The 23,690-nt window shown below is 63.9% G+C and carries 22 protein-coding genes; 10 read left to right on the forward strand and 12 right to left on the reverse strand.

Annotated features, from left to right (window positions below; genetic code table 11):
• Positions 1-46: 46 nt before the first annotated feature.
• Complete coding sequence (locus ACX80C_RS15295) at positions 47-2,749, forward strand: alpha-amylase family glycosyl hydrolase (protein ID WP_459327312.1); 2,703 nt, start codon at positions 47-49, stop codon at positions 2,747-2,749.
• A 142-nt stretch (positions 2,750-2,891) separates the two neighbouring features.
• Here the strand turns inward: ACX80C_RS15295 and ACX80C_RS15300 are convergent, their stop codons facing one another.
• Both ACX80C_RS15300 and purN read right to left on the reverse strand, forming a co-directional pair.
• Entirely contained in the window at positions 2,892-4,160 is a 1,269-nt protein-coding gene (locus tag ACX80C_RS15300; protein ID WP_459327313.1) for an IS110 family RNA-guided transposase, read from the reverse strand.
• Positions 4,161-4,398: 238 nt separating this feature from the next.
• Positions 4,399-4,983: a phosphoribosylglycinamide formyltransferase gene (gene purN, locus ACX80C_RS15305; RefSeq protein ID WP_459327314.1), complete on the reverse strand. Its 585-nt coding sequence runs from the start codon at positions 4,981-4,983 to the stop codon at positions 4,399-4,401.
• A gap of 255 nt (positions 4,984-5,238) precedes the next feature.
• On the opposite strand from purN, the gene ACX80C_RS15310 reads away from it, so the two are divergent.
• Complete coding sequence (locus ACX80C_RS15310) at positions 5,239-5,655, forward strand: hypothetical protein (protein ID WP_459327315.1); 417 nt, start codon at positions 5,239-5,241, stop codon at positions 5,653-5,655.
• Between the two features lie 33 nt (positions 5,656-5,688).
• On the opposite strand, the gene ACX80C_RS15315 is transcribed toward ACX80C_RS15310, so the two are convergent.
• Positions 5,689-6,945 (reverse strand): cell division protein PerM, encoded by a 1,257-nt coding sequence (locus ACX80C_RS15315; RefSeq protein ID WP_459327316.1) that lies wholly within the window; start codon positions 6,943-6,945, stop codon positions 5,689-5,691.
• A 69-nt stretch (positions 6,946-7,014) separates the two neighbouring features.
• Positions 7,015-7,767: a TSUP family transporter gene (locus ACX80C_RS15320; RefSeq protein ID WP_459327317.1), complete on the reverse strand. Its 753-nt coding sequence runs from the start codon at positions 7,765-7,767 to the stop codon at positions 7,015-7,017.
• 40 nt (positions 7,768-7,807) lie between these two features.
• On the opposite strand from ACX80C_RS15320, the gene ACX80C_RS15325 reads away from it, so the two are divergent.
• The 3 genes from ACX80C_RS15325 (at position 7,808) to ACX80C_RS15335 (ending at position 10,526) form a co-directional block, all read left to right on the forward strand.
• The gene (locus ACX80C_RS15325) at positions 7,808-8,434 is read left to right on the forward strand and encodes a DUF1684 domain-containing protein (protein WP_459327318.1); all 627 of its coding nucleotides are present in this window, start codon (positions 7,808-7,810) and stop codon (positions 8,432-8,434) included.
• Between the two features lie 69 nt (positions 8,435-8,503).
• Positions 8,504-9,661, forward strand: coding sequence for a glycosyltransferase family 4 protein (locus tag ACX80C_RS15330; RefSeq protein WP_459327319.1), 1,158 nt, complete (start codon positions 8,504-8,506; stop codon positions 9,659-9,661).
• A gap of 34 nt (positions 9,662-9,695) precedes the next feature.
• Complete coding sequence (locus ACX80C_RS15335; protein ID WP_459327320.1) at positions 9,696-10,526, forward strand: MSMEG_6728 family protein; 831 nt, start codon at positions 9,696-9,698, stop codon at positions 10,524-10,526.
• 52 nt (positions 10,527-10,578) lie between these two features.
• Here the strand turns inward: ACX80C_RS15335 and ACX80C_RS15340 are convergent, their stop codons facing one another.
• Positions 10,579-11,259 carry a PIG-L deacetylase family protein gene (locus ACX80C_RS15340; RefSeq protein WP_459327321.1) on the reverse strand — a complete coding sequence of 227 codons (681 nt, stop codon included), beginning with the start codon at positions 11,257-11,259 and terminating at the stop codon, positions 10,579-10,581.
• A gap of 17 nt (positions 11,260-11,276) precedes the next feature.
• Complete coding sequence (locus ACX80C_RS15345) at positions 11,277-11,807, reverse strand: ferritin (protein ID WP_459327322.1); 531 nt, start codon at positions 11,805-11,807, stop codon at positions 11,277-11,279.
• A gap of 125 nt (positions 11,808-11,932) precedes the next feature.
• Between ACX80C_RS15345 and ACX80C_RS15350 the strand changes: the two genes are divergently transcribed.
• Complete coding sequence (locus ACX80C_RS15350; RefSeq protein ID WP_459327323.1) at positions 11,933-13,540, forward strand: stealth family protein; 1,608 nt, start codon at positions 11,933-11,935, stop codon at positions 13,538-13,540.
• 1 nt (position 13,541) lies between these two features.
• Here the strand turns inward: ACX80C_RS15350 and ACX80C_RS15355 are convergent, their stop codons facing one another.
• Positions 13,542-14,453: a phosphodiesterase gene (locus ACX80C_RS15355; RefSeq protein ID WP_459327366.1), complete on the reverse strand. Its 912-nt coding sequence runs from the start codon at positions 14,451-14,453 to the stop codon at positions 13,542-13,544.
• Between the two features lie 312 nt (positions 14,454-14,765).
• Here ACX80C_RS15355 and ACX80C_RS15360 point away from each other — a divergent pair, with 312 nt between their 5' ends.
• Complete coding sequence (locus ACX80C_RS15360) at positions 14,766-15,500, forward strand: M50 family metallopeptidase (protein WP_459327324.1); 735 nt, start codon at positions 14,766-14,768, stop codon at positions 15,498-15,500.
• 890 nt (positions 15,501-16,390) lie between these two features.
• Here ACX80C_RS15360 and ACX80C_RS15365 read toward each other — a convergent pair.
• The 4 genes from ACX80C_RS15365 to ACX80C_RS15380 all read right to left on the reverse strand — a co-directional run bounded on the left by ACX80C_RS15365 (position 16,391) and on the right by ACX80C_RS15380 (position 20,064).
• Positions 16,391-17,413, reverse strand: coding sequence for a glycine betaine ABC transporter substrate-binding protein (locus tag ACX80C_RS15365; RefSeq protein ID WP_459327325.1), 1,023 nt, complete (start codon positions 17,411-17,413; stop codon positions 16,391-16,393).
• Entirely contained in the window at positions 17,414-18,142 is a 729-nt protein-coding gene (locus ACX80C_RS15370; RefSeq protein WP_459327367.1) for an ABC transporter permease, read from the reverse strand. It lies immediately after the preceding gene.
• A gap of 64 nt (positions 18,143-18,206) precedes the next feature.
• Entirely contained in the window at positions 18,207-19,487 is a 1,281-nt protein-coding gene (locus ACX80C_RS15375; protein ID WP_459327326.1) for an ATP-binding cassette domain-containing protein, read from the reverse strand.
• On the reverse strand, positions 19,480-20,064 hold the full coding sequence (locus ACX80C_RS15380; RefSeq protein ID WP_209067344.1) for an ABC transporter permease: 585 nt from the start codon (positions 20,062-20,064) through the stop codon (positions 19,480-19,482). Before ACX80C_RS15380 ends, ACX80C_RS15375 begins: the two co-directional genes overlap by 8 nt.
• A 3-nt stretch (positions 20,065-20,067) precedes the next feature.
• On the opposite strand from ACX80C_RS15380, the gene ACX80C_RS15385 reads away from it, so the two are divergent.
• Entirely contained in the window at positions 20,068-20,259 is a 192-nt protein-coding gene (locus tag ACX80C_RS15385) for a hypothetical protein (RefSeq protein ID WP_459327327.1), read from the forward strand.
• A gap of 76 nt (positions 20,260-20,335) precedes the next feature.
• Entirely contained in the window at positions 20,336-20,743 is a 408-nt protein-coding gene (locus ACX80C_RS15390; protein WP_459327328.1) for a hypothetical protein, read from the forward strand.
• Here ACX80C_RS15390 and ACX80C_RS15395 read toward each other — a convergent pair.
• Positions 20,718-21,752 carry an adenosine deaminase gene (locus ACX80C_RS15395; RefSeq protein ID WP_459327329.1) on the reverse strand — a complete coding sequence of 345 codons (1,035 nt, stop codon included), beginning with the start codon at positions 21,750-21,752 and terminating at the stop codon, positions 20,718-20,720. The genes ACX80C_RS15390 and ACX80C_RS15395 overlap by 26 nt on opposite strands.
• 104 nt (positions 21,753-21,856) lie before the next feature.
• Between ACX80C_RS15395 and glsA the strand changes: the two genes are divergently transcribed.
• A complete protein-coding gene (gene glsA / locus ACX80C_RS15400) occupies positions 21,857-23,671 on the forward strand; it encodes a glutaminase A (protein WP_459327330.1) in 1,815 nt (604 codons plus the stop codon).
• Positions 23,672-23,690 lie beyond the last annotated feature (19 nt).

Consider the following 23,690-nt stretch of genomic DNA (forward strand, 5'->3'; position numbering starts at 1 on the left):
TGTGAGCTGGGACACGCTAAGGTGATCCACTCTCCCGGAGGTCTCAATGCTGGTGCGCAACGCCGCCGTCGTCGTTCTTGCTGCTGTTCTTGCAGCGACAGGATCCGCCCTTCCAGCGCAGGCCAAACCCAAACCGGGACCTGACGGACCAACGGCCCTCTCTTCGTTGCGCGCACCGGTGACGGACGAGAATTTCTACTTCGTGATGGCCGACCGCTTCGAGAACGGGACCACCGCGAACGACGACGGCGGGCTGGGCCCGGATCCGATGGTCTCCGGCTTCGACCCCACCCGTAAAGGGTTCTATAACGGCGGTGACCTCCAGGGCCTGCTGGAGCGAATGGACTACATCGAGGGGCTGGGGACCACCTCTATCTGGCTGACGCCGAGTTTCAAGAACAAGGCGGTGCAAACCGCAGACGCTTCGGCCGGCTACCACGGCTACTGGATCACCGATTTCACGCAGATTGACCCGCATCTGGGCAGCAACGCAGATCTGAAGGCGCTCATCGATGAGGCCCACTCGCGGGGCATGAAGGTGTACTTCGACATCATCACCAACCACACAGCGGACGTCATCGGCTACGAGGAGGGAGCCCGGATGCCGTACATCGCCAAGGATCGGGAGCCCTACCGGACTGCCGCGGGCGAAGAGTTCGATGACCGTGATGTTGCCGGGAGCGAGGACTTCCCGGAGCTCGACAGCGAAGAGTCCTTCCCATACACACCCATACTCGAAGCCGGCGAGGAGAACCTCAAGGTGCCGGCCTGGCTCAACGATCCCTCGCTCTACCACAACCGTGGCGATACAACCTTCGCGGGCGAGGATTCCTATTACGGTGACTTCTTCGGGCTTGATGACCTCTTCACCGAACACCCCACCGTGGTGGACGGCATGAAGGAGATCTACCAGACGTGGATCGCGGACTTCGGCGTGGACGGATTCCGCATCGACACCATGAAGCATGTCAATGACGAGTTCTGGCAGGAGTTCGGGCCTGACGTCCTGGCATTCGCCCGCGAACAGGGCAAGGACGAGTTCTTCATGTTCGGCGAGGTCTTCGACACCACCAAGGACTTCACTTCCCAGTACACCACCCGCAATTCGATGCAGGCGGTGCTGGACTTCCCGTTCCAGGATGCAGCCCGCGGATTCGCGTCGCGCAGCGCCGACGCCGGCACTCTGGAGGATTTCTTCCTCGCAGATGACTGGTACACCGACGCGGATTCGAACGCCTATAGCCTGCCCACGTTCCTCGGGAACCACGACATGGGGCGAATCGGCGGGTTTATCGCCGCTGATAACCCCGGTGCACCGGAATCCGAGCTGCTTGCCCGCGACGGCCTGGCCCACGAGCTCATGTACTTCTCCCGCGGCAACCCGGTGATCTACTACGGTGACGAGCAGGGCTTCACCGGCCCGGGAGGCGACCAGGACGCCCGCCAGACACTATTCGCGAGCCAGGTGCCGGAGTACCTCGATGACGACCTGCTGGGAACTTCGTCCACGCACGCCGAGGACAACTTTGACACCAGCCACCCGCTGTACCGGAAGATCCAGGAGCTCGCAGAGACGACGGAGGACCACCCCGCCCTCCGCGACGGCGCACACCAACACCGGTATGCCGCCGAAGGTGCGGGAATCTACGCCTTCTCGCGGATAGATACGCGCAGGCAGCGTGAGTATGTGGTGGCACTCAACAACAGCACCGAGGAGCAGACCGCCAGCATCCCCACCTACCTGCCTGGGCGTCCGTTCAAGAAGGTGTACGGCGACGGCGATCGCCAGCTCAAGAGCCAACGCAACGGCACCCTGGAGGTGACCGTGCCCCCGCTTTCGGCAGTGGTGTACGAGGGCGTCAGCCGCATCCCCGGTTCGAAGGCCGCGCCCGCAATCGCGCTCGATACGCCCACACCGGCTGAGGCGGACAACGGGCGGATGCTGGTCCAGGCCGACGTCGATGGCTCCTCGTTCTACCAGGTCACCTTCGAGGCACGGCCGGACGGCGGCACGTGGACACCCATTGGCACCGACGACAATGCGCCGTACCGCGTACTCCACGACGTCGCGGCGCTCGACCCCGGAACAGACCTGGAGTATCGGGCCGTGGTACTGGACAACAAGCGGCACACCGCGGCAAGCCCTGTTGTCGAGGCGGAGGTGCCTGCCGCCGTCGTACGCCTTGAATCTCCCCAGGAGAACGCTTCAGTGCAGGGAACCGTGGAGGTCCGCGCGGTTGCGGAGCCGGAGAAGGCCACGCATGAGGTCACGCTCGAACGAAGCATCGACGGCGGTCCCTGGACCGGGATCGGGACCGACACCTCCTCCCCCGCCTATACCGCCTTCGACGACATCGCGGGCATCCCCGACGGGACGGAGATCAGATACCGCGCGGAGCTGGGCGGTATCTACAGCGAGGTACGCACTGTGACGGTCGGCGAGAGCTTTGAGCAACCGGACGCCGTTTCAGCGCCTGGCAGCTTCAACACGGAGATCGGTTGCGCCGAGGACTGGATGCCTGCATGCGGCGCAGCACAGTTGACTCTCGACCCCGCGGATGGGATCTGGCGGCTCAACGTCGACGTCCCTGCCGGCGATTACGAGTTCAAGGCCGCCCTCAACGGAACCTGGGACGTGAATTATGGCGCGGGAGGAGCGCCGGGCGGTGCGAATATCCCGTTAACGCACGACGGCGGCCCGGTCACCCTCAGCTACGACCACCGGACCAACGTGATTACTGTCGAATAGGTGCAACGAGTCAGCAGAAATGACTGGCTGCGACGGGGAACCTAGCTATTTCTAGTCCGAAAATGAGGTGACATGTGTGGATCGGTGGTCACGGTGAGACGCGGCCGGCTGCTGTCGCCGGGCGGATGAGGTGGTTGTTGATTCAGGCGGCGGGTGTGAGGGTGACGTTGAAGCCCAAGGCTTCGAGCTGGCGGACGTGGTTGCGTTTGCTGGTCTCGGGGTTGGTGTGGCAAGCGTAGTAATCCACGCCGAGGTCGTTGAATCGTATGTTGGGGTCGTTCAAGACGTGCCAGATAATGGTCAGGATGGAGCGTCCGACGGCGACGACGGCGCGTTTGTTTCCCCGTCGCCTGGCGATCCGCCGGTAACGCTCACCCAGGAAGGTCTGTGTTTTGCCGGCGTTCACGGCAGCCTGCCCGAGGGATCTGGCGAGATAGCGGTTGCCTTTCCCGGAAGAGGCGTTTCCCTTGGTCTTGCCTGCGGAGGTGTTGATCCCGGGAGCGAATTTAGCCCATGAGCACAGGTGCGCCGCGGTCGGGAAGCGGGTCATATTCACCCCGATCTCGGCGATAATGGCCGCGGCGGCCATGGCTCCGATGCCCGGGATCTCCTCAAGGCGTGCCGCCGCGTCCGCGAAAGGGGCAAGTTCGGCCTCGATCTGCGCGTCCAAGGCGGCGATATCGGCCTCGGCGGCATCGACGCGGTCCAGCACCCGCTCCAGCAGGAACCGGTGGTGGTCATCGAAGCGCCCGGCGAACGCCTCCTCGAGCAGGCCCATCTTGGCCCGCATCCGCGACCGCGCCATCTGAGCCAGCGTTTGCGGGTTTCGCTCACCGGCGACCAGTGCTGCCATCATCTCCCTGCCGGAGACCCCGAAGATACCCGCAGCCACGACGGAGAGTTTGATGCAGGCATCCTCCAGGAGCTTCTCCACCCTGTTCTCCTCCGCCGTGCGCACTCCGACCAGGTCGACCCGGTACCGGGTCAGATCCCGCAGCCGGCGGATCGGGTACGGCGGAACGAAGCTCGGCCGCAGCATCTGCCGCTCGGCGACCTTGCACAACCAGACCGCGTCGAGCTTATCGGTCTTCGGCCGGCCGGGCAGGTGCTTAACGTCGCGTGCGTTCACCAACCAAGGCTGGAGCCCGTGCGCCTCGAACAGGTAGAACACCGGTTTCCAATAATCGCTGGTGGCTTCCATCACCACCCGCTCGACTCCCAGGCCAACCAGATGGTTAGCCAGTTCCGCCAACGAACCGCTCATCGTGGAATGCGTCGACACCTCCTGCAGCCGCTTCCGCGTCCCGCCCGGCGCGGGCAGACGGACGCAGCACACCACCTCCGCCTTGCCGATGTCCAGGGCCGCGACCCTTTCAATAATCTCTTCCTCGTCCCGGGCTTCAGCCAACATGACCTGATCCCTCCCTATTGCTTGCGCCGGATGGATAAGGTGGCCGCCTGCGGGACCACACGGAACACCAGAAAATCTAGTCCTCGTGCTCGCCAAACCCCGGCGGCAACAGTGAACGGCCCACAACGTGATCCCTGCCCCCGGCTGCTGAACGGCCTCAACGAACCATAGAAAAGACGGAGTCAACAGGTGACCACAACAACATATTCAGCCCGGAACGGGCGACCCGCAAGGGACGCTACCGCTGCTGCTGAGTGGATGGGGTGAGGGCCAGCTCGCGAAGGGTTTCGATGAGGAGCAGCCGCTCCTGGACCTTGATGCGTTCGTGGAGGGTTTCCTCGGTGTCGCCCTCCAGCACGGGCACTGCAGCCTGGGCGAGGATGGGTCCGGTATCGATGCCCGCGTCGGCGATCATCACCGTGCAGCCCGTGATTTTCACGCCGTAGGCGAGGGCATCGCGTACACCGTGGGCTCCGGGGAAGCTGGGCAGCAGCGCCGGGTGGGTATTCAGGTACCGGTTGGGGAAACGGTCAAGGAATCGCTGGTCAACGATGCGCATAAACCCTGAGGAGATGACGTAATCGGGTTCGAAGGCGGCCGTGCGCGCGGTGAGCTCGGCGTTCCATTCGGCACGGCTCGCATGGGACTTGAAGTCCACCACGAAGGTTGGGATGCCTGCCGCTGCGGCGCGCTCCACACCATAGGTTTCCGGACGGTCGGCCCCCACCGCCGCGATCTCGACGGGTAGGTCCCCATCCTGCACTGCGTCGATGACGGCCTGCAGATTGGACCCGGACCCGGAAACAAGGACAACTATGCGCATGGCTTCAAGGGTACTGGTCGAGGGCCCCGACTTGAGCGCCAGCGCTCCACACCGGTTGGGGTGCACCAATCGCGCGGCTTTGGAGGCAGCAAGAGCGAGTCGGACTGCGACACGCCGCGACTTCACGGCATCCGGAACGCAGAGCCGCGAGATCTCGAACAGGGTGGGTATCGGTCGAGGACCCCGACTTGAGCGCCGGATTGGCCGGAGCAGAAGTGGGCGCGCACTTCGCCGCGGAACGCCTAGGGTTAACCCATGACCCAGCCAGGTCCCTCCGCCCCACCGAAGCAGCCGAAGCAGCCGGAAAGCAGCAACAATTCGACCCGCACGCTGCTCCGCGTGTTCATGCTCCTGCTCCTCGGCACCCTGCTGGCTTCCAATTTCCCGCTTCCGTGGAAGGTGTTGGGGTTGCTCTTCGGCCTGGCATCAGTCACGGTCGGCGTCCTGGCACTCGTGGGGTTGGTGAAGCAGAAGGCTCCGGCGGTGCTGCGGGTTTCAACGACCGTGGGCCTCGTCGCGTCGCTGTTCCTGACCCTCGGACTCGGAGCGGCCATCCTGCTCTGGCCCGTCACCGAGCGCTACGAGGACTGCACGTCGCGTGCCCTCACAAGCCAGGCTCAGCGCGAGTGTGACGACGGCCTCCGCAACCTTGACGGCTTCCTCAACCCGTAGCCGCTTTAGATCCGGCAGCACCCGTGAAGGGATCTACCCGTTCTCGCGCTCCAGCAGCGGACCTGCCGCATAACCGACGACGACGCCGACAGCCACCTCAGCGGCCACCCACAGTCCCGTCCACATCGGGTCCGGTCCAAGCTCAACGAACCGCCCGATGCCCGCCGACGCACCGGAAAGCAATGCGAGCACGGCAACACCCAGCCCTGCCATGACGCCGATGAAGGCACCGAGGGTGAGCGTGGAGGCCGTTGCCGTGAACCACCTCGCACGCACCTTCAGCTGCAGCCACTCATCGAAATGGTTCTCGCCTTCCCGGAAGAACCACAAACCCGCGAGCACCCCTGCCACGACCGGCAGCGCGAGGGCCGCCATTCCATAGTCCAGCGTTCCTGACGGCACGGCGCCGAGAATCGGGACGGCCGGAAGCGGGCCAGCCGTTGTTGCCAGCGGCGTAATGGAACTGCCGGTTCCAAGCGCAAACCCCGCACCGGAGGACCAGGAGAGCGTCCAGATGGCGAGGTTCGGAAGGAAACCCAACTCACCGATGGTGACCACTGCCCCGCCAACTATCCCCGCGTCCAGCCGCTCGTAGATGGTTGCGATGCTGGCCCAGTGAATTGCCAGTGTTACAGCGAGCAGGAGAGCGGCCAAGCCGAGCGCGGCGACAACGGCCAGGAACGAGGCCCTGACCGCGGACCATACGTAAGAGCCGGCCCAGCGGGAATGCTGGCTGGTGGTTGAGATCCATTCAGCGAGATCGACCCCGATAAGCCTCCCCCAGGATCCCGCCTCCCGGTAAGCACCGATGATCATGCCGAGACCTGCCGCGATGAGGGGCACCGAAGCACCGGCAGCAGGTGAAGCCGAGGTGGCGCCGTCGTCGGCTAGAAAGGCCGCACCGAACCCAAACGCGGCGTACACCACGAGTGCGCCGAGGAGCGCCTGCCACAGCTGGTCCGTGTAGGAGGCGCGGGCAAGCCTGCGCCCGGCGCGCCACGCCAGCAGGAACGGAAGAAGTGTGAGCGCGAGCGGGACCACCCAGAGGGTGCCCGTCCCGCCGTCGGGCAGGGTGATTTCCAGGGGTACTCCGTGGATCACGAGCCACGCCTGGGAGGCAAGCCGAAGGGTTCCCAGAGCCTCCCTGGCAGCGAAGCCGCCGGTCAGCCAGACACCGGCCAGGGGAATCACGACGACCAGCGCTGAGACCACCGCTGCCTGCCCCAGTTCGAACGCGCCCTGCAGCCACAGGGGCATCGGCACAGCTCGGGGTTTGGTGGGAAGTCTCATCCCTTCAATGGTGCCACCGGGATGGGCGGGAGCCCCTCAACGACTCGGGCGAGCTGGCTCACGCGGACGCTAGCCGACGAGGTCGAGAATCCCGTTCACGAACGCCGTTGCCGCCCCCAGGAACGCGATGATGATGACCGCGAAACGGGCGTGCCGGTCGCGGATGAAGCGGGCCAGCTGCTCGCCGGCGAAGATTCCCACGACAATGGTCAGCGGAATCACCACCCACATCCAGGCATCCAGCGGAGGTACCTGCGTGGGATCGATCAGCAGCTTCACAGTGACGGTCACCGTTCCTATGACGGCGAAGAAGGGCTGCAGAGTGGCGGCGAAGGGCCGCTGCGGCCAGCGGGACAGCAGCGCATAGGCGCTCACGGCCGGCCCTCCGACCCCGGCCATCGAGTTGGTGAGCCCCGCAGATATCCCCGCGACCGCCTTGGGCACGTTGCCGGTAACCACCACCGAGGAGCGCTGCATCACCAGTGAGAGCGTCAACGCCACAAGCACTACGGCGCCGACGGTCACCGCGAGCGGAGCGCTGGGAAGGGCTGCGGCGGCAATCGAGCCGGGCACGGAACCGAACACGGCGGGGACGGTGAGCCAGCGGAACATGCTCCAGTCGATGTCCCGCCACACCCGGGGAACGATCAGCGCGGAGGAAACCACGCCGCAGATGTTGATCAGCAGCACGCCCTCGTGCGGGCCGAGGATCAGCACCAGGAAAGGGGACACGAGTAGCGCGAAACCCAGCCCCGCAATGCGCTGCGCAACGGCACCGACCAGAATGAGGCCGAGGACCAACAGGAAAAGGGCAATCGTCACCCTAGATACAGTACGCCGAGGCAACCGTTAGGGTGGCAACATGAACCATGCAGCAACGGCCCTGCACACGGCAGACTGGCGTCGTCGGGTGTTCGCCCTGTACCGGGAGGTTCGGGACGCCGCAGCGGACGGATCGCCGGCGCTCGCCCACGCCCACTGGCGCACCGAGCGGGACCGCCTGTTCGCCAGCCATCCGGCGTCGCCCCTTCCGTCCGAGGCACGCACACGGTTCACCGGCCTCACAGTGGCGGCCTACAACGCCGATTACCGGTTCGAGGCGGCGATCGACGACGACGGCGCCGGTCAGCTGATGGAGGTTCCCACCGGAACTGACGGCGTAGTGCCGTTCGCCCGGCTGGGGAGCGTGGTGTTGGACGGCGTCGGATCGTTGGCGCTATGGCGGTTGAAGTCCTACGGCGGCGGCCTCTTCCTGCCGCTCCGGGACGGCTCGTCCGGCGCCGGCGGAAGCTATGGCGGCGGGCGGTACCTGCTGGACACGGTCAAGGGAGCACATCTCGGCGAGCGCGAGGGGCGCCTGATCGTTGACCTGAACTTCGCGTACAACCCCTCCTGTGCTTACGACGAAGCGTGGGCCTGTCCCCTGCCCGGCCCTGACAACCGGCTGGACCTGGAGCTCCCCGTCGGAGAGCAGTACACCGCGTACTAAAGGCACTGTTCACCGGGATGCAACCTCCTGCTCGCCGGGTGCACAGACGCCGCTGGCAGGATCTGTGGCGTGAGAGTCGCAGTGGTTGCCGAATCTTTCCTTCCGCACATGAACGGGGTTACACACTCCCTGTTGAAGGTGCTGGAGCACCTGCGCAGCCGGGGCGACGAGGTATTGGTGATCGCGCCGTCGTCGTCGTGGTCGGACGAGAAATCCCTTGCGACGGTCGAGGGCTACCCGGTAATTCCCCTGCCTTCGTTCCCGCTGAAGGGCTACCCGACCGTGCGGTTGGCCGCGGGAACGGTTGCAAGGGTCCGCCGGATTCTCGCAGACTTCGCACCCGACGTCGTCCATATCGCTTCCCCTTTTGTGCTCGGGTGGCGGGCGGTTCAGGCCGCGAACCAATTGGGACTGACGACCGTGTCCGTCTACCAGACGGAGATACCCGCCTACGCCTCCCGCTACGGCGTGCCCTGGCTGGAGAACGTGCTGTGGCAGCGGGTAGAGAACATCCACGCCGGTTCCACGCTGACGCTGGCGCCGTCGTCGTTCGCATTGGAGCAATTGGGGAACCGCGGCATTCCCCGGTTGCGGCTGTGGCGCCGCGGGGTGGACACCGCCCGTTTCACTCCGGCGAAGCGGGACGGGCAGTGGCGGCGTTCGGTGGCACCGGTGGGGTCTCGGATCATCGGGTACGTGGGCCGGTTGGCTGCCGAGAAGCAGGTGGAGGACCTCGCAGGGCTGGACGCCATCCCGGGCACTCGACTGGTGATCGTCGGGTCAGGACCGGCCAAGGATTCGCTGAGGCGGAAGCTGCCCGGAGCCGTTTTTGCCGGCTTCCAGACCGGGAACGAACTGGCTCGGATCATGGCCTCGTTCGATGTCTTCGTGCATCCGGGTGAATCGGAGACGTTCTGCCAGACCATTCAGGAAGCCATGGCTTCCGGAGTACCTGTGGTGGCGACCGGACGTGGCGGCCCGCTGGACCTGGTCGATTCCTCACGGACCGGCTGGCTGTATGAACCGGGAAAGCTGAACCAGTTGCACGCCGGCGTCATGGACCTGCTGGGTGATGACACCAAGCGCCGGGCCTTTGGCAGGGCCGCGTACTCAGCGGTTCAGGGACGCACCTGGCCGGTGCTGTGCGAGCAACTGGTGTCCTACTACGCCGAAGCTATCGACCTGAACAGCAGAACGCATTCCGGACGCTACCGCACTGTGCGATAGGAAGCAGGCTTAGGACATGTGGCACACTGGCCGCATGCAGACCTTCCTGCCCTATCCCGACTTCGCAGCAAGCGCGGCAGTGCTGGACCAGGCACGGCTCGGAAAACAACGGGTCGAGACCCTGCAGGTCCTCCGGGCCCTCGTGCTGCCCGATTACGGCTGGCGACGCCACCCCGCCACCCGCATGTGGATGGGTTACGTCCCAGCCCTCACGGTGTACGGATTGGCGATGGTCCGGGAGTGGGTCTCGCGCGGTCACGCGGACAGCACGGCCGGCTTGATCAGCGAGTTCGCACCGGATTCCGCTGCGGCGTTCAACGCCGGGACCGGGCCGGAGCCGGCGATGCCGCCGTGGCTCGGTCAGACGGAGGTGCATCTGAGCCACCAGTCCAACCTGATCCAGAAGGCGCCGGACTTCTACCGGGACCGGTTCCCCGGCATCCCCGAGAACCTGCCCTACACCTGGCCGGAGCCCGAGCTCGAGCTGATTCCAGTTGAGCCGGTCGGCGAGCGTTTGTGGATCTGGCATGGACCGGTGGACATTTCCGACGGCGACACGCTGCACCTTCCGAACCATCCCCCGGCCGGTAGGGCCGTGCCCAAGTGGTCGCGACAGTACACGGCATTCACCGCGCTTGCGCGCGATGGGGACGCTGCCGCCGTCGTCGTTGATGGTGGCGCCCGGCTGCAGACGGGCACGCTGGGTGCGCTTTCAACGGACGACGACGGCGCCCAGGCGGCGCGGCGACGCATCGATTTCTCGGGCTGGCTGCGGCGCACGGATTTTGCGTATCCGGCGCTGCTGCAGGATACGCGGCGGTTCTATGCCGTCGAGGCGCCTTCGCTCGAATCGAGTGGGCGCTGAGAACCACGCTCCCGTCGGAAGATGGTCCTCAGCTCCCGCTCGATGAAGGGTTCTAGAGGCCGATCAGCTCGAACCCGACGCTCGGACCGCCCTCGCCGCGCCCTGTCGCCCAGCGCACCTGCTCGGTGGCCTGCTCCTCTACGGGCCGGCTGTCCAGGGCGCGGAGGTACTGCTCGTGTGCGGCAAGGGACAGGATCGCTTTTTCGACGCTCTCCTCGCTGACCGGCGTGGCGTGCGTGGGATTCATGCTCATGATCGCCGTCCACTTGACCTTGTGGGGCGGGCCGTCAAGGTCAGGGAAGATCCACTCATTCGCCGCGTCCGCCACCGCGTTGAGAACCGAGCGCCCCAGCGCCCGGTGATCCTCGGAATTCCAGGTGCCTGGGCCCCAGGAGTCGCCGTGGTTCAGGGTGACGACGCCGTCGGGCTGGTGCCGGCGGATGACCGCCGCCAGATCGCGGCGGAGCTGTAGCGACTCCGTGATCCGGCCGTCAGGATAGTCCATGAATTCCAGGACCTCAACTCCCACCCGGTCGCAGGCGGCGCGCTGCTCAATCTCGCGGGCCGGGCCGCTCTCACTGGGCGGCATTCCGGCGATTCCGGCTTCGCCCCTGGTGGCAAGAACGTAACGTACCTCTTTGCCCTGCGCGATCCATTCGGCGACGGCGGCGGACGTGCCGTACTCGGCGTCATCAGGGTGAGCCATCAGGACCAGCGCCCGCTGCCAGTCCATGGGGAAGGTCTCCATGGCTACAGCGCGCCGCCGGCCGTGGGCGGCATATTCGGGTCATTACCGGCGTCGCCCACGACCTCCCGGGCGAGGAAGTTCTCGACGTCGAACAGGTTGTCCGCGCGCTGCACGATGGCCAGCAGCGTGGACATCGACGCCACTTCCTCGACCTGCTCCTTGAGGAACCACAGCATGAACTGCTCACCGAGCGCATCATTCTCCGAGCGTGCCTGGGCAAACAGCGCCTCGATATCCCGGGTTACCTGCTTCTCCTGCGAGAGTGCGAGCGCTACTGGATCCTCCACGGAAGAGAAGGTGTTCCGCACTTCCTCGACGCCGGGGATCTGCACCTCATGACCGCGGTCCAGCATGTATTGCACCAACATCAGTCCATGATTCCGCTCCTCGAGGGACTGCCGATAGAAGTGAGCGGCAAGCCGGGGAAGGTCCTGTCCGTCGAACCACACCGCGATGGCAAGGTACTGCTGGGATGCGGCGAATTCGTTGCCGACCTGCTTGCTGAGCAGGTTGGTAAAGGTGTGCCTGGCCATGGTGCCCTTTCGTTGTAGAGCCTCCGCGGTAGCATGCGGGGGCTTCTCCTAGGCAGGCTTATCATTGGAGCAGCACCCGCGCAAGCCGCTCAGCCTGCCGTGCCGACCCCGCTGAACTTTCCCCGATGGAGGATCCCATTACAGATACCGCCGCCCAGCATGATGTGTACTTCGGCGCCCCCGAAGTGGAGAACGACGTCGAACTCCTCGAATCCGCCTCCACCGCCGCCGTTGAACGACTGAACGACCGCGACGACATCACTACAGTCAAGCGCCGGTTCGCCCTCATCAACACCGATACAACGCCGCATCAGGCGATGGTGGAGGATCTGCTGTTCATCCGGGAAGCGCTGGAGCGCGCCGGAATCGAGTACCTGCTGGTGCGCGGCAATGACGAACGTCCGGTAGTCGCCATCGACCTGAAATACCGCGAGCAACTAAGGGTTGCCCTCGTGGAGGCCTGCCGGAACGAGCCCTTCTACTCCCGCACCGTGGACACGAAGCGGCGTACCACCCTCCTTGTCGCTGACGGCTCCCTTTCGCCCAGTGACAAAGCCCGTATCTTCCGGTTGTTCCGGCCGCGCATCGAGCCGATCGGCGGCCTGACCTTCGGTCCCTCGGCGGGCGTGCAGATAGAGCTGTGGTCCCTCGACGGGAACCACATTGTGCTGCCGATGGAAAACTCCCTGACCCGGCGCACCTTGCCGTCCAACGAAGTGGTGCGAGGCTCGGTCACCCGGCATGGCCTCGTGTGGCCCACCATCGACAACATGTTCGCGGATCACGCCACGGACATCGACTTCGAGATTGACCTCGTCTTCTCCTGGGTGGACGGCAGTTCCCCGGAGTACCTGGCCGCACGCGCCGCCCGCATGAAGGATGCCGTCGTAGGCGAGGGCGATGACCACGAGGCACGCTACCGGCAGATCGATGAGCTGAAGTACGCGCTGCGCTCGGTATACATGTTTGCGCCGTGGGTCCGCCGGATTTTCATCGCAACGGACTCGGACCGCCCGGAGTGGCTCGCGGAGCATCCCTCGGTGACGCTGGTCCGATCAGAGGAGCATTTCAAGGACCCGTCCGTGCTGCCCACGCACAATTCGCAGGCCGTGGAAGCCCAGCTCCACCACATTCCGGGCCTCTCGGAATACTTCCTTTACTCCAATGACGACATGTTCTTCGGCCGTCCTGTTGGGCCGGACATGTTCTACTCCCCCGGCGGGATCACCAAGTTCATCCAGGCAGACACCCGGATCGGGCTGGGCGAGAACGACGCCGAACGCAGCGGCTTCGAAAACGCTGCCCGGGTGAACCGGCGCCTGCTGCATGAGCGTTTTGGCCGCATCACCACCCGCCACCTCGAGCACACGGCGGCTCCGCTGCGCAAGAGCGTGCTGTTCGAGATGGAAGAGGAGTTCGCTGAGGAGTTCGCCTCGACGGCCGCCTCCACGTTCCGTGCGAAAGACAACATCTCCGTCACCAATTCGCTGTACCACTACTACGCACTGCTGACCGGCCGTGCGGTGACGCAGGAATCGGCGAGGGTCAAGTACATCGACACAACCATGCGCTCCGGGCTGCGCAGATTGCACAAACTGCTGGACAAGCGGAACGCGGACCTGTTCTGCCTCAACGACGGCAGCTTCCCCGAAGTCCCCGCCGAGGAGCGGGCAAAAGCTGTCACGGATTTCCTGGAGAAGTACTTCCCTGTGAAAGCGCCCTGGGAGAAGTAGGTCAGACGCCCGTCAGCTCGCGTGCGGGCGCCGCGTCTTCAATCCGTACACCGGCGGCTTCAAGGCGGCGGCGCGTCTCTTCACGCGGCACGGTCTCTCCGACTGCCTTGTGGGTGCCGATGGGCACCACCGAATTGACCACGGTGTCCTCATACACGTGGACCAGGTTATAAGCCTGCGCACCGTCGCGGCCGCGGGTGCCGCCGTCGTCGTACGCCAGGTCCTGCGTGTAGCAGGTGGCCGAGGCCACCGACACCGGGATGCCCGCGAAAAGGGCGCTGGTTGAGTAGTGCAGGTGACCGGCCAGAATGGCGCGGACGTCGGTACCGCGCACGACGTCGGCGAGCCGGCTTTGGTCGCGCAGCTCCACCAGGACCGACAGATCCTGGATGCAGGGCACCGGCGGGTGGTGCAGGGCGAGGATGGTCCCGGCCGGCGCGGGGGTGAGCAGTTCGTTGGCCAGCCAGACCAGTTGCTCGTGGCTGATCTCGCCGTGGTGGTGCCCCGGAACCGTGGAATCCAGCGTGATGATGCGCAGGCCGTTGACCAGGTAGCTGCGGTCAACAGGCGCGGCGTCGGCCGGCTGGCCGAGGAGCTCGGTGCGGAAGGTTGCTCGGTCATCGTGGTTACCCATCGCCCAGATCACCTCCGCGCCGAGCTTGTGGGCTGCCGGCTCCACGATCGCGCGGAGCTTCGCGTAGGCCTGCGCCTCGCCCTTATCCGCGAGATCGCCGGTGAATACAAGCGCCTCGGGCCTGCAGCCGGAGGCTTCCAGTTCGGTGAAGATCTGCCGGAGCCGGGCCTCGCTGTCCACCACCCCGTAGAGTGGTTCGGCCCCGCCCACCAGGTGGGTGTCGCTCATGTGCAGGATGAAATGCTGCGGCCGCGGATGCTCGGCCGTCCGGAAGTTCATGATCGCCTTCTCGATAGCTCGAATAGCTTTCACTTCATTTAACCTTCATCAAAGCAGAGAGATTCCTGCCAAGAGATGAACATCACACGGCGAGTCTGTTAATACTTCGCCGTCGTCCCGCCGTGCATAAGTAATTCGCTGTCGTTGTGGTGCTGGCTTGCTTCGTTCCGTGTCCCGCGCGATTTCGTGCAGGTCTGCCGCCCACTGCCCGGCGAACAGCGGCGTGTCGTGAGCAACACGCCGCTGTAGCTCGTCATACCTGCACGGAATCAGCGCGGAGAGCACCCAGCACGGTCGCGTACCATCCGTCAGGTGGAACTGATAGCGCAGTGGTGGAATCGGATTCTGGCGGGCTTTACCCGGAGCCAGCCGCCCGAGTTGAGCCTGACCGAGGTGGGGATCATCCTGCTCATCGCGGCGGCACTGTCGATTCCCCTGGCAACGTGGCGCTATTTCGGGCTCTTCAGCACCGTCGTACACGAACTTGGCCATGCCTTCGCTGCGCTGATGACCGGCCGCCGGGTGACCGGCATCCGCCTGAACTTCGACCATTCCGGACTCACGACGTCGTTCGGCCGCCCCGGCTGGCGGACCGCCTGGGTGAGCTTCTGGGGCTACCCGGCACCCGCCGTCGTCGGTGCCGTTCTGGTCTGGGCAGGTTTCGCGGGCTGGGCGCCGGCTGCGCTGTCGGTGGGGGCGCTGGTGCTGCTCGTGTCGCTGCTATTCATTCGCAACGCGGGCGGCGTGTTGATCCTGCTGGGCTCGGTGGCGGTATCCACCGTTCTGGTGTTGGGGGTGCCGCCCGAATTCACCGGCCACGTTGTTGTGGCCCTTGGGATTGCGCTGCTGGTCGGCGCGGTACGCGACCTCGGCAAGGTCGCCGCAGTCCACGTACGACGACGGCGGGAGCGCGGACAATCAGACGCCCACCTCTTGCACCGCTCCACTGGTGTCCCGGCCGTTGCGTGGCTGGTGCTCTTCGCCGTCGTGATCGCGGGGTCACTCGCGTGGGCGTGGAATTCGGTAGCGGCAGGGCTCGGGCTTTAGCTGCCCTGCAAGCAAAACGTCGTCACCGGCAAATAGGATCTCCTCGAAAGTTGTCTCGCGCTTCGTTGGAGGGGAAATCTTGGAAATTGTTCTGTGGACGGCAGTCGCTTTGTACTGGGTTCTAGCACTGCTGTTCGTTGCTGTGATCGTTCGGATGACGTTCGTGTGGTTCACGCGGAGGTACCTACCCGAACGCAGTAAAACGCCACTCCAACTCTTGCCGATCAACCTCGGTTACGAGAACGAGTCCCCACTCCCGGTGACACGCCCCGACCAATACCGAATGCTGGCTCATCTATCAACGCAACGACAAACCCTTTTCTTCGTGAACGCGATGGCTGTCGGCATGACTGTATGTTGCTTACTCATGGCACATGGCGTAATAAGCGAGAACCGGGTTCTCTTCATCTTCGCGCTACCCGGCGGTCTGTTGGTTGGGCTGATAATTGCTTTCGTGTTGGAGCACCTTTACCACGCAACGATGCCCGTCGAATCATTCGCGATGCATGCGAGAGCTCTGATGGCGGTCGCTAACGCATTCGAGGAGAGCTCGAGCATGCATGTGCACCACAGGTTCTCCAGGAGCTGCCTCAAGTTTGTATCCAGTGCCGGGCGGCTTGGAATCGAACGAACGAATATTTGACGATTATCGAGCACAACGCTAGAGATGGCAGAAGAACAAAAGCCTCCGCTCAAGAGTCGTTACTTACAACCCAGCGACTCCTTGCTGAAGTGTATTCGGGAGAACACTCCGAAAAAATCGTGAAGGCTACAGCGGGTACCAGCTTCAAGAAAGTTGTACGAGTCATCACCGCATCGGTGGTCGGTGCAGGGGCGGCAGCTACTTCGATTGGTGCGGTTCAGACTTTGTTCAGATAGCCCGTCAAGATCTACTCCTCGCCGAGCGGGCCCTCCGGCTCGGTGATGAAGCCCTGTTCCACCATGAAGTCGAACGCCACGTCCGCCGGCTCCTCGCCCTCCACGTCGACCAGGAGGTTCATTTCCCGCAGTGCTTCGTCGGTGAGCGTCGGCGCAATCTGGCCGAACACCTCGGCAAGCTGAGGGTATTCCTCAAGCGTTTCCGTGTAGTACACCGGTGCGGCGTTGTAGGCGGGGAAGAAGCTGCGGTCGTCCTCGAGGATGGTCAGGTCCAGGGCGTCGATCCGGCCGTCCGTGGAGAACACTTCGCCGAAGTTGCAGTCGCCGTTGTCCGTGGCGGAGTACACAGCGCCGGTGTCGTAGATGCCGATGTTGTCCTCCGGCACACCTTCAGGCGTACCGCGCTCCATGCCGTAGTGCGCCAGCATCGGTGTCAGACCGTCAGGGCGCGAGTTGAATTCAGCCTCCACGCAGAACGTCCGCTCTTCCACGGGCAGCTCGGCGATCTCCGAAATGGTGCTGATGCCGCCGAGCTCCTCCACGGCCTCGCTGCGCACCGCGAGCGCGTAGGTGTTGTTCAGCGGAGCGGGTTCGCCCCAGGTCAGCCCGTTGGCGAGGTCAGCCTCGTATACCGCCTGCCACTGCTCCTCCTGGTCGGGGATACCTTCCTTCTTACCGAGGTAGGTGAGCCAGGCGGTGCCGGTGTACTCCCAGGTGACATCCGCCTGGCCGGAGAGCATCAGCTCGCGCACCGGCTGGCTGCCCGGCACGTTGGTGAGGTCGGTGACATCGAAGCCCGCTGCCTGCGCTGCGAGGACCGAAATCTTTCCGAGGATTAGCTGCTCGGTGAAGTTCTTGGAAGTAACGGTCAGCGGCGCGCCGTCGACCACCTCGGTGATGCTGCCAGGCCCGGCAGCAGGAACATACGAGGTGGCCGATTGCAGCCCACAGCCCGTTGCCAGGAGACCGGCAGAGAGAACGACGGCGGTTGCCGCGCCTCGGCGGACGGCGCCGGGAAGTGCGGAGAAAAGCATCTAGAGTCCCTTCGGCCGGGCGACGTGTTCGACCACGCGCCCGATCCAGTCGACAAACAGTGCAAGCAGGGCCACCAGAATGGACCCGGCGACCAGGACGGTGGTGAGGCTGAGGTTCACACCCGTGATGATGAGGATGCCCATGCCGCCACCGTTGATGAAGGCCGCGAGCGACGCACTGCCTACCAACAGCACCAGGGCTGTCCGGATACCCGCAAGCATCACCGGCACGGCCAGTGGTAGCTCCACCTTGAACAGCACGGAGGCGGCGCTCATCCCCATCCCGCGACCTGCCTCAACCAAACGCTGGTCGACCTGCGTGATGCCAACCATGGTGTTCCGCAGGACAGGCAGGATCGCGTAGAGAACCAGTGCAATCATCGCGGCGGTGAAACCGAATCCAATAGCCATAGCCAGCAGCACAACGAGGCCGATCGCCGGCGCCGCCTGGCCGATATTCGCCACCGCGAGCACGGGGCCTGTGAAGCGTCGAAACGCCGTGCGCGTGAGCAGGATCCCGAGCGGAATCGCGATCAGGAGCGTGATGAGGGCGGATACAGCGGTCAGAACCAGGTGATCCAGCGCGTTCCCGAGCAGTTTGTCCGGTGCCAGGGTGTTCAGCTCAACATCAGATAGGGCGGCTGTCAGGAGCCAGGCCACCACAGCACCGAACACCGCGAGGATGCCCAGCAACTGGGAGATGAGCGGACGCCAGGAGGGGCGCTTCACCTCAGAATGGACCTTGGCGGTCTCCTCCGGTGCCTGCGGCGGTGATAGCTGCGTGGTTGTTGTGTCACTCACCCGGGCGCTCCCCCACTGAAGCAGACTGCGCTTGAACGGCGTCGAGCGTACCGGTGTTGATGCCCACCGGACGCCCGTCGGAGTGCGCCGTCATGGCCTGCTTATGCGCCCGGGTGATGGCATCCATCACCGTTTCGACGTCGATCACGCCAAGAAACGCATCACGTCGGCCGGTCACGAGCGCGGCGCCGGCACTCGAAACCAGCATGGTGTCCAACGCGTCATTCAGGGTGGCGCGGTCACCGACCACGGGAAGCTTGGCGTCGACGTCGTCGTTCACCCGCTCAAGGCGCGAGAGCTGCCGTCGGGTCAGCCACTGGATGGGCCGGCGTCGCGAATCGACTACCACGGCGTGGTCGTGGCCTGCCTCATCGAGCCGGGAGAGTACGTCGCTGCCGAGGTCGCCGATATCGGCGACGACGGCGTCGGCCAGCTCTACCTCGTTAACGCGCGTGAGGGTGAGCTGCTTCAGGCCGGCACCGGAACCGATGAAGTTCTCGACGAATTCGCTCGCGGGATCTGCGAGGATCCGCTCCGGGGTGTCGTACTGGACCAACTGTGCGCCCTCGGTGAAGATAGCGATCCAGTCGCCCAGCTTCACGGCCTCATCGAAGTCGTGGGTCACGCAGACGATTGTCTTCTGCAGCTCTTCCTGGATGTTGAGGAGCTCATCCTGCAGCCGCTGCCGGGTGATCGGGTCAACCGCCCCAAAAGGTTCGTCCATCAGCAGGACCGGAGGGTCCGCTGCTAGCGCGCGGGCTACGCCGATGCGCTGCTGCTGACCTCCCGAGAGTTCTTTCGGGAAGCGGTCGCGGTAGGTGGCGGGGTCAAGGGAGACCAGTTCGAGGAGTTCGTCGACGCGAGCCGCGATCTTCTCTTTGCTCCAGCCCAGCATCTTGGGGACGATCCCGATGTTCGTGGCGACCGTCATGTGCGGGAACAGACCGCCGGCCTGGATGACGTAACCGATGCGCCGGCGGAGCGCGTCGCCGTCGATGTCGGTGACGTCATCCTCGTCGAGGACTATGCGGCCCTCGGTCGGCTCGATCAGCCGGTTGATCATCTTCAGCGTGGTCGTCTTGCCGCAGCCGGACGGACCGACCAGCATTACGATCTTGCCCGCCGGTATCTCCATGGTGAGGCCGTCGACGGCGGGCTTCTCTTGACCGGGATAGCGTTTGGTCACCTTGTCCAGCAGAATGCTTGCGCCGGTGACGGCATTTCCCGTACTTGCGGGACCTGTGTTGTCGGGCTTCTGGATGGTCTCAGACACGGATACCTCGCGGGGTTGTGATGCGGCCGAGGCCGACGAGTAGAAGGTCAAGGATGAGGGCAAGAATGATCACGGCGACGACGCCTGTGACCACGGATTCGACGGCATTCGCGCCGCCAAGCCGGGATAAGCCGGAGAAGATGAAGCCGCCGAGTCCCGGGCCCAGCGAGTAGGCGGTGATGGCTGCGATGCCCATGACCATCTGCGCGGATACCCGGATTCCTGCCAGGATCACAGGCCAGGCCATGGGGAGCTCCACCTGGACGAGCGTGCGGACCCTGCTCATGCCGATACCGCGCGCGGATTCAACGACGCCCTTGTCGATCCCGGTGAGGCCGACAACGGCGTTGCGCAAAATCGGCAACGTGGCAAAGAAGGTCACAACGATCACCGCCGGTGTCACACCGAAACCGAAGGGTGCGATGAGCAGGCCAATCAGCGCGAAGGACGGAATGGTTAGCCCGACGGCAGACACACTGTTGGCCAGGGACGTCAGCGCGCCGCTGCGATACACCAGCGCTGCAATTGCCACGGAGAGAACTGTGGCAAGAATGAGGCACTGCACCACTAGGCTCATGTGTTGCCAACTCGAGAACAGGATCTGGTTGAACCTGTCTCCTACAAATTCCAGCACATCAAGACCTTCTTCACCATGGTTACGTATCACTCAGCCGTGACCCTAGCCGGATCTCCCGGCGTAGCCAGCGACCACCATAAGCACACGGAGGTAAAGGTTGCATCACACAACGATCACGGAGCGGTCACTATTTGAATCGTCAAACACTGGCGTTCGACGGCGGGACGGACATAGGCTCGAAGTCCAGGCCACAACTCTGCAGGAGGTTTCAGTGATCGCGAGCCATATTCCGCTCCGCCTCAGTACGGGCGCTTTCATCCTCAATTCCGGTTTGACCAAACGGAACATCGATCGTGACAGCGCGGGCTATCTGCAGGGCATGGCGGCCAACGCCTTTCCGCAGGTGAAGCAGCTCGATCCGGAGAAATTCGGCAAAGTCATCTCAGCGGTTGAGACGGGATTGGGTGCGGCTCTCCTGCTGCCGTTCGTTCCGAGCCGGCTCGTGGGACTGGGTCTCGCCGCATTCTCGGGCGGGCTGCTCGCCATGTACTTCCGCACACCCGAAATGACCGAGGACGACGACGTACGCCCGAGTCAGCAGGGCACACCCGTGGCGAAGGACGTCTGGATGTTCGGCATCGCGCTTGCGCTGATCATCGACGGTGGTCGGCGGAAGTAGGAACCTCCAAGCGACCGGAAGACTTTATCTGCCAAGCCTCAATTTCGGCGAGCAGTTCGCGTCGGCGCGCGTCAGTGATGAAGGCAGAGCGCACTGAGTTCCTTGCAAGCTGAACCAGCTGATCATCATTGAAGGCAAAGGTGCCCTGAAGCTGGTTGAAATTCTCGTCCAGGTAGCCGCCGAAGTAGGCAGGATCGTCGGAATTCACGGAGACATTCAGACCTCGCTCCAGCATTTGGGGCAAGGGGTGATCGGTCAGCGTATCGACCGTCCGGAGCCGCACGTTGGACAAGGGGCAGACTGTCAGTGGCGTCTGGTCCGCGACCAGTCGCTCCACCAGGTTTTCGTCCTCCAGACAGCGGATGCCGTGGTCTATGCGAGCCACCTTCAACAGGTCGAGCGCTTCGCGGATATATTCCGGCGGACCCTCCTCTCCGGCGTGAGCAACGCATTTGAGGCCGGCTGCATGTGCGCGCTCGTAGAGAGCAGCAAAGTTCCGCGGCGGATTGCCCACTTCGGCCGAGTCCAGGCCGATGCCGATGATCGGCGCATCCATCGCCAACAGGTTCTCAAGCACAACCAAGGCCTCATCGGCCGGCTCATCCCGCAGGAACGCTGCGATCAATTCAGTACTGACGCCGAATTCCTCCTCGCTTCCTGCCAGCACCGATGCAACCCCATTGACGCAGGTCTCGAGGGCTATTCCACGGGACTGATGTGCCTGGGGGTCCATCATGATCTCCGCATGCCGCACTCCGGCCGCAGCTGCCCTCCGGAGGTAGGCACGCGTCATGTCCGCGAAATCCTGCTCGGTCTGCAGCACAGCCATGTTCGCGTAGTAGAGGTTCAAGAAGGACTGCAGGTCCGTGAACTGGTACTGTGCGCGCAAATCCTCAAGGTTGGCGTACGCTAACTCGACACCGTTGCGTTCCGCAAGCGCGAGGATCAGCTCGGGCTCCAGCGTTCCTTCAATATGCAGGTGCAATTCGGCCGTGGGCAGCAGTGCCATCAGTTCTCCCGTCCGTCGCGTGTAGGAAGCAAGCGTAATACCCCGCGATGGTAGGTACGGACGACGGTCGTCACCGCGGCGCGGACCACAATAGTCTTGCAACTATGGAATCGCCGATCGAACGCTACCTGCAGAGGATCCACCAGGAGATTTCAAGCCTCAAGGACGGAAAGCCTTACAGCACCATCCCGGCGATGGCCAACGTCAATCCCGATAACTTCGGCATCTGTCTTACGACAGTGGACGGCTACATCTACGAGGTGGGAGACACTCGGGAAGAGTTCAGCATCCAGTCCATCTCGAAGCCGTTCACCTACGGTCTGGCGCTGGCGGATCTCGGTCTTGAGGCGGTGGACGAGAAAGTTGACGTAGAGCCGTCCGGGGACTCGTTCAACGAGATGTCGCTGGCCGAGGGCACCGGCCGCCCTTCCAACGCGATGATCAACGCTGGGGCGCTGACTGCCACCTCACTCATCAAAGGGTCCGGCGGCAATGCACGCTTCAAGCGCGTCCTCAACACGTACTCGGCTTTTGCCGGACGGCAGCTGAGCGTGAACAACGCGATCTTCGAGTCGGAGTTGGAGCACGGGCACCGCAACCGGGCCCTTGCCCATCTGTTGAGATCCTTCAACATCATTGAGGATGACCCGACTCCGGTCCTGGAAGACTACTTCCGCCAATGCTCGGTGCTGGTTAACTGCCTGGACCTCTCGATCATGGCCGCAACACTGGCGAACAGCGGCCGTAACCCGATGACGGATAAACAGGTGATGGAGATAGTGCCCATTGAGCGCGTGCTTTCAGTGATGACCACCTGTGGAATGTACGACGACGCCGGCGCCTGGATCAGCACGGTGGGCATGCCTGCCAAGAGCGGCGTGGGTGGCGGTACGATCGCGGTGCTCCCTGGTCAGGTAGGGCTCGCCGTCTATTCACCGCCACTGGACGAACATGGCAGCAGTGTACGCGGCATGGCGACAAGCCAGCGGCTCTCCCGCGACATGGAGCTTCACTTCGTGCGTGCTGCCCGCACCGGTAAATCGGCTATCCGTTCCACCTATGACATCACCGCGTCGCCATCGGGCATTCGCCGCAATGATGAGGCCACGGACATTCTTCGCAACCATGGCCACCGTGCTCGGGTCATTGAGCTGAACGGTGACCTCCTCTTCGCCGGAACGGAATCGATGGTCCGTGAGCTGAGCGCGCTGGAAGAGAACGTCGAGCTGGTGATTCTGGACCTCCGCCGAGTGGATGAAGTTGCAGATGTGTCGCTGCGCCTGCTTGCAGAAGCCCGGGAGAACCTGGTCGACGACGGACGGGAACTCGTCCTCATAGACAGCGAAGGTACCCTCTCTGAAACTTTCGAGGACGTTGACCGCGCGGTGCCGACCTTCGACACCCGGACCGCCGCCGTCGAGTGGTGCGAGAATCAGCTGATCACCAGATATGGCGACGAACTGAGCCTGCCGAGCCGCGTGGACATCGCCGAATGCCCGGCGCTGAACCCGCTGAGCCCCGATGACGTGCGGAAGCTGGCCGAACGCATGGAACCGCGCGAGTACCAGGACAGCGAGGTAATTCGACGCATCGGGCAGCGCTTTGGTGGCGTGTTTTTCATTCTGTCCGGGAAGATCACCACATCCGTGCAGGGCCCCACGGGTCACCGCGTCAAGCTCACCACCCTCAGCGCAGGCATGACCTTCGGCGAACTCGCCCTCGGCAGCGACGACCGTCAGGAAACCACGGTGAAGGCATCCGGCAAAGTCGAAGTAATGGTGCTCACAGCCGATGCAATATCGCGCTTGGAGTCGGAGGACCAGCGGCTTGCGCTCGAACTGTGGAAAGCCCTGACACGGGACGCCTACACCCGGGTTGACCTATACCTTCGGGAGACCGCGATACGGATCCGGGACTAAGTCACCCTACGGTTCCAAC

This window comes from Arthrobacter tecti (genome assembly GCF_054511355.1).